Annotated in this window: 6 protein-coding genes; 3 read left to right on the top strand and 3 right to left on the bottom strand. The window is 71.0% G+C overall.

Features of this window, described 5'->3' with window-relative positions; all coding sequences use genetic code 11:
- On the top strand, positions 1-1059 hold a 1059-nt coding region (locus P409_RS22900; RefSeq protein WP_152613497.1), incomplete at its 5' end, for a LacI family DNA-binding transcriptional regulator.
- Here the strand turns inward: P409_RS22900 and P409_RS22905 are convergent.
- Positions 1056-1688 carry a TetR/AcrR family transcriptional regulator gene (locus P409_RS22905; RefSeq protein ID WP_034844154.1) on the bottom strand — a complete coding sequence of 211 codons (633 nt, stop codon included), beginning with the start codon at positions 1686-1688 and terminating at the stop codon, positions 1056-1058. The genes P409_RS22900 and P409_RS22905 overlap by 4 nt on opposite strands.
- A gap of 84 nt (positions 1689-1772) precedes the next feature.
- Between P409_RS22905 and P409_RS22910 the strand changes: the two genes are divergently transcribed.
- On the top strand, positions 1773-2483 hold the full coding sequence (locus tag P409_RS22910; RefSeq protein ID WP_034844156.1) for an NIPSNAP family protein: 711 nt from the start codon (positions 1773-1775) through the stop codon (positions 2481-2483).
- A 3-nt stretch (positions 2484-2486) separates the two neighbouring features.
- Here P409_RS22910 and P409_RS22915 read toward each other — a convergent pair whose 3' ends face one another.
- Positions 2487-3614, bottom strand: coding sequence for a Gfo/Idh/MocA family protein (locus tag P409_RS22915; protein WP_034844157.1), 1128 nt, complete (start codon positions 3612-3614; stop codon positions 2487-2489).
- A 105-nt stretch (positions 3615-3719) separates the two neighbouring features.
- Between P409_RS22915 and P409_RS22920 the strand changes: the two genes are divergently transcribed.
- On the top strand, positions 3720-4574 hold the full coding sequence (locus P409_RS22920) for a phytanoyl-CoA dioxygenase family protein (protein ID WP_052121227.1): 855 nt from the start codon (positions 3720-3722) through the stop codon (positions 4572-4574).
- 228 nt (positions 4575-4802) lie between these two features.
- Here the strand turns inward: P409_RS22920 and P409_RS22925 are convergent.
- On the bottom strand, positions 4803-6395 hold a 1593-nt coding region (locus P409_RS22925), incomplete at its 5' end, for a ComEC/Rec2 family competence protein (RefSeq protein WP_152613498.1).

Raw genomic sequence — 6395 nt, forward strand, 5'->3', positions numbered from 1 at the left:
GCTGCGCCTGGCCCGCGCCCAGCCCGCCGCGACGCCTTGAGCGGCAGATCGGGACAGCGGCCGCCGGGCGCCGGGCGGGCCACGGCGCAGCAGGTCGCCGAGGCAGCCGGCGTGTCGATCTCCGCCGTCTCCCGCACCTTCACCAAGGACGCAAGCGTCTCGCCGCGGATGCGGGCGCGCGTTCTGGCGGCGGCCGAGGCGCTGGGCTATCGCCCCAATCGGCTGGCGCGCGGGCTGATGACCGGCCGGACCGAGCTGGTCGGACTGGTCTCCACCCATTTCGCCAACCCGGCCTTCATGGATGTGTTCGACCTGTTCACGCGGGAGTTGCAGCGCCGCGGGCTGCGGCCACTGATCGCCAACCTGTCGGAGGATGGTGGCGCCGACTCAGCCCTCGACATGATGCTGCAATACAGCGTCGACGCGGTGTTGATCGCCACCTCCGCCCCGCCCGAGGGCTTCGCCGAATCCTGCGCCCGCGCCGGGCTGCCGGTGGTGCATGTGTTCGGCCGGCCAGGGCCGCAGGCCGTGGTGCCGGCGGTGACGGTCGACAATGTCGCCGGCGGGCGGCTGGCCACAGAGGCCATGCTGGCACGCGGCCTGACACGGCTGGCCTTCCTCGGCGGGGCCGCGACCGATTCGTCCTCGATCGACCGCGCTGACGGCTTCGTGCAGGGGCTCGCGACGGCGGGGCTGGAACCGCTGGCCGTGGAGTTCACCGGCGACTATTCTCATGAGCATGGCCGAAGCGGCCTGCACGCCCTGCTGGACCGGCACCGGCCGCAGGCGGTGTTCTGCGGCGACGACATCCTGGCGCTCGGCGCCGTCGACGCCTGCCGCGAGCGCGGCCTAGTCGTGCCGCGGGACATCGGCATCGTCGGCTTCGACGACATGCCCCTGGCCGCCTGGCCCGGCTATCGCCTGACCACGATCCGCCAGCCGATGGCCGAGATGGTGCGACACGCCATCGGCGAGATCGCCGCCCGCCTGACCGATGCCGGTCACCCGATCAAGGACCGGCTGTTCGACATCGCGTTGGTGGAGCGGGAGAGCCTCTAGGCGCCGGTCCGCAGCCCCTCCAGGCAACGCATCAGCTGCCGGGCGCAGGCCTCCAGCGGTGCCGCGTCCTGCCGCGCCTTGGCCTGGGCCATCGCACCCGAATAGGCGGCGACGATGAAGGCGGCCAGTTCGTCGGCATCCGCCGCCGCCAGCCGGCCCGCCTCCTGATCGGCGCGCAGCCGCGCGGCAATCGCCGACCGCCAGGCTTCGAACACAGAATCCATCGCTTCGCGGAAGTCCGGATCGGCGAGGGCCAGCTCCAGCACCAGGTTGTTCAGCGGGCAGCCGGAGACCGCGCCGCGCCGCCGCAGCCCCGCTGCGATCCGCTCGAACACCGCGGCGATGCCTTCGATCGCATCCGGGGCGGTGCGGACAGGCTTGATCCAGGTCTCCTCCACCTCCGCCGCCACCCGGTCGCGGATCACGGCGAGGCCCAGCGCCTTCTTGGTCGGGAAATGGTGGTACAGCGCCCCGCCGGTCACCCCGGCCTCGCGCATCAGCTCATGCATGCCCGTGGCCTGGTAGCCGCGGGACTGGAACGCCTCCGCAGCCACGTCCAGCACGCGCCGACGCGTGCCCTCGGGGTCGTAGCTGCGCTTCCGCCTGGAGTCGCTCGCCGTCTCGTTCATGCCCGGACAGTAGCATATTGACTCAACCGGACAATCAGTCTGTTTTAGAACAGGACAACCGGTCTGTTTCTAGAGGAGGCAACCATGGCAGGCGAGGTCTTCAGCCCGATCGTGGAGCTGCGGCGCTACACGCTGCATCCGGGGCGGCGTGACGTGCTGATCGCGCTGTTCGACCGGGAGTTCGTCGAGACGCAGGAGGCGGTCGGGATGGATGTCATCGGCCAGTTCCGCGATCTGGACGCGCCCGACCATTTCGTCTGGCTGCGCGGCTTCCCGGACCTGGCGGCGCGGACGGAATCGCTGCGGGCCTTCTATGGCGGGCCTGTCTGGCGGGCGCATCGCAACGCCGCCAACGCCACCATGATCGATTCCGACGATGTCCTGCTGCTGCGGCCGACACATCCGGAAGCGGGATTCCGGCTCGGCCGCGACCGCCCTGCCCCGGGCAGCGGCGCGGTGCCGGGCGGGATCATCGTCGCCACCACCTGGCACCTGCAGCCGGGAGTTGAAGCCGGCTTCCCGGAGGTGTTCGAGACCGTGCTGGCGCCGATGCTGGCCGATGCCGGCGTGCCGATCCTGGCCAGCTTCGTGTCCGAGCATGGCGAGAACGGCTTCCCGGCCCTGCCGGTGCGGGAGGATGCGCGGGTTTTCGTCTGGTTCTCTCATTTCCCCGACCAGGCGGCCTATGAACGCCACGCCGTCCCCGGCCTCACCGAGGCGCTGCGGCCGCATCTGGCCCGGCCGCCGGAGGTGGCGTTCCTGTCGCCGACCGCGCGGTCGCGCCTGCGAGGCTGAGGCTCAGATCTCCGCGATCCGCACCCAGGCGCGCTCGCGGGCGGAGCGCAGGGCGGCGGCGGTCACGCGGTCGACCTCCCAGCCGTCGCGGAAGGTCGGCCAGACCGGCCGGCCGGTCGCCACCGCCTCGAGGAAATCCCGTGCCTCGATCGCGATCTGCTCGTTGTAGCCGGTGCCGTGGCCGACGCCCTGGTTGAAAGCCAGGTAGTCCGGATGGGCCGGCCCGGTCAGCAGCCGCTGGAAGCCCTGGCGTGCCGCCGGCCGCCCGGAATCGTACAGCCACAGCTCGTTCTGGTTCTCCTGGTCGAAGGCCAGGGCGCCCCGGGTGCCGGTGATGCGGTAGGTGTAGCCCATCTTCCGCCCGGCGGCGACGCGGCTGAAGCTGAGCGAGCCGGTGGCGCCGCTGGCGAAGCGCAGCAGCATCTGGCCCTGGTCGTCATTCTCCACCCGCTCTTCGCCCTGCGGCCCGGGGCGCGTCGTCACGACGGTGTTGAGGTCGGCGACCAGCGCTTCGATCGGCCCGACCAGCCGCAGGCAGGCATTGACGATATGCGGGGCGACATCGCCCAGCGCCCCGGCCTCGGTGCCTGTCGCGATGCGGGTGCGCCAGGAGGCCGGCGTCCGCGGGTCGTGCAGATAGTCCTCGACATGCTCGGCGGTGACCTGGATCACCTCGCCGATCTCCCCGGCATCGATGATCTGCTTGGCCAGCTGGCTGGCCGGGGTGCGGATGTAGTTGAAGCCGACCATGGTGGCGACGCCCGCCGCCTCGGCCGCGTCGACCAGTGCCCTGGATTCGGCCGGGTCGCAGCCCAGCGGCTTCTCGCAGAACACCGGCTTGCCCAGCCGCAGCGCCTCGGTCGCCATCGCCAGATGGGTGCGCGGCGGCGTCGCGATGAACACGGCGTCGACCGCCGGGTCGGCGACCAGCGTCCGCCAGTCCGCGGTCGACCGGTTCCAGCCCCAGGCTTCGGCATGGGCCGCCGCCCCCTCCCCCGTCGTGCTGCAGATCATCTCGCAGACCGGGACCAGCGCCGGCTGGAACGCGGTTCGCACCAGCTGCAGGCCGATGCTGTGCGCCTTGCCCATGTAGCCGGCGCCGATCAGCCCGATCCGCAGCGTCCCCGTCATCGCGATCCTCCCTGGCCGTCCGCTTCTCCAACTCTACTGGCCTTCATTCGATTTGCAAGCGCTTGCAAATCAGTTACGCTGCGATCCTGGCAAGGGAGGAACGACATGAAGACCTTTATCCAGGAGACGCTGGATCCGGAGGCGATCGTCACCGAACTGCTGGACGGCCCCGGCGCGGTGCTGCTGCGCGGCCTGTTCACCCCGGCGGAGATCGCCGAGGCGCGGGCCGTTGTGATGCGCGAATCGGAGGACGGCACCGCCAAGGTCACGCATTTCCAGGGCGCGGCGGAGCAGGAAGGCAAGATCGCCCTGCAGCGGCGGGTGTGGAATCTGCTGGCCAAGGGCGAGGTGTTCTCGCGCATGGCGGCGCATCCGGCGCTGATGGCGGTGATGCGTGCCTTCCTGGGCACCGAGTTCATCATGGGGTCGATCGCCGCCAACCGCATCCTGCCCGGCGGCCCGGGCCAGGAGCCGCATATCGACTATCCCTATTGGGACATGCACAAGCCGGAATCGCATCCGGTGCGGATCAACGGCGCCTTTCCGCTGAACGCCCAGGCGACGATCCTCTTGGACCCCTTCACCGAGGAGACCGGCGCCACCGCCTATGTCCCCGGCACCCAGAAGGCGCTGCGCTACCCGGCGGAGAGCGACCGCTTCCACGAGCGGTGCAGCCGCATGCTGGGCGAGCCGGGCGACACGGTGGTGTTCTTCGGCGCGGTCTGGCACTGCGCCATGCCGAACCGCTCGCGGCAGGACCGGTCGGCGATCCTGATCCAGTACCTGCCGAAATTCGTGAAGCCGATGGAGGACATGCCGGCCGCCCTGCCCCGCGCCTTCGTCGAACAGGCCAGCCCGGAGCTGCGCCAGCTGCTGGGACTGAACTACCCCTATCCGGAGGTGCTGGACGCCGCCAAGGCCGGTAACGCCGAAGGCCGCACGATGATGACGGCGCGGTGATCGGTCACGGACTCGAGAAGATTGAGCGCGTCGCCGCTCCCGCTTGCGGGACCTTTTTTGGAATCCCGATTCCTGGCCGTCATTGCGAGGAGGTGAAGCCGACGAAGCAATCCAGGGGCCGGTGCGCACCGGCCCCTGGATTGCTTCGCTACGCTCGCAATGACGGTGTTTGGAAATCGGAGAGGTCTGGCTTGCGGGAGAGGCAACGCCAAACCGACCTGCCCCTTCCTATTCCGGTACAACCGTCCGGAACGGGACCAGGGCCCAGGGGCGGTCGCCGACCGCCTCGGCCACCGTATCCACCGTCGGTTCCGGCCCCGACAGGTCGACGGCGATGCCCCCGGCACGGCGCAGGTCGAAGCGGTCCCATACGCCGAGGCGCGGCCGGCACCAGCGCGGCGCCACCAGCCCGGTGATCACCAGATCGGCCGCGGCGCAGTCGTCGTCGAAGCCCTCGCCGTTGCGGGTGAAGGCGACCGTGGTGTCGCCGAAGCGGTACAGGCAGCCGCGCGGGTCGCAGCCCAGCAGGCCGCCGGCCGCGGTACCCTGCTGCGGCCAGGCCGCCCCCTCCGGCGCCGTGGCCTCGGCCCGCAGCCAGATCTCGCGGGTGAAGCGCCGGCTGCCGGGGGAGAAGGCCAGGCTGCCATCCGGCGTGCGCACCGCCATGGCCTGGCCGGTGGCGTCGACCAGGATCTGGCGCGGCGACGTCGTCAGCGACGCCAGAACCAGCACCGGCAGGGCCAGGAGACCCAGCAGGCGGATGCGGCCGGAGGCCAAGCACAGCCAGAGCCCGCCGATGGACCCGGCGATCAGCCCCCAGGCGGGCATCGCCGGCACGGTGAAGGCGGCCATCGGCCAGGACGACACCGTGTAGGCGACCCACAGCATCGCCTCATTGCCCCAGCCCAAGAGCGGCAGCATCCAGCCGTCGAGGCCGAGCAGCATGGCCGGATAGGCCAGCAGCACCGCCGGCATGATCAGGATCGATGTCAGCGGGATCGCCATCAGGTTGGCGGCCACCGCCAGCGGGGCGAAGCGCTGGAAGTGGTAGACGGCGAAGGGCGTGGTCGCGGTCGTCGCCACCACCGTGGTCAGCACGATGCCGCCGAGATAGAGCAGCACGCGGCGCAGCGGCCCGCCGCCGGCATGCCAGCGCGACAGATGCGGCCGCAGCGCGTCATAGGCCGCGATCAGCGCGATCACCGCGCCGAAGGACATCTGGAAGCTCGGCCCCGGCAGCGCCTCCGGCGCCGCCAGCAGGATCCCGGCGGCGGCCAAGGCGACGAGGCGCATCGAGATCGCCACCCGGTCGGCCATCACCGCCAGCAGCACCACGCCGGTCATGACCGTGGACCGCACCGTCGGCACCGAGGCGCCGACCAGGATGGTGTAGACGACGATGCCGCCGAGGGCCGCGGCGGCCGCCCATTTCTTGATCGGCCGGCGCAGCGCCACCGGCTCGATCAGCGCCAGGCTGAACCGCACCGCGCCGAGCAGCAGGATCGCCACCAGGCTGATATGGATGCCGGAGATCGACAGCAGATGCGACAGGCCGGAATCGCGCATCGCCTGGTTCGCCGAATCGCTGATCCCGGCCCGCTCGCCGGTGAGGAAGGCGACGGCGATGGCCGCGGCGTCGCCGGAAACCTGCGCCCGCACCCGGGCGGCGATCGCGTCCTGCAGCCGGGCCAGGCTGGACGGGGCGGAGTCCACGACCTCCAGCCGCTCGGCCTTGCCCATGGCGAAGCCGGTGCCGCCGATGCCCTGGAAGAACAGCTGCCGCCGGAAGTCGAAGCCGCCGGGATAGGCCGGGCCGGCCAC

It is taken from the genome of Inquilinus limosus MP06, from assembly GCF_000767795.1.
GTDB lineage: Bacteria > Pseudomonadota > Alphaproteobacteria > DSM-16000 > Inquilinaceae > Inquilinus > Inquilinus limosus_E.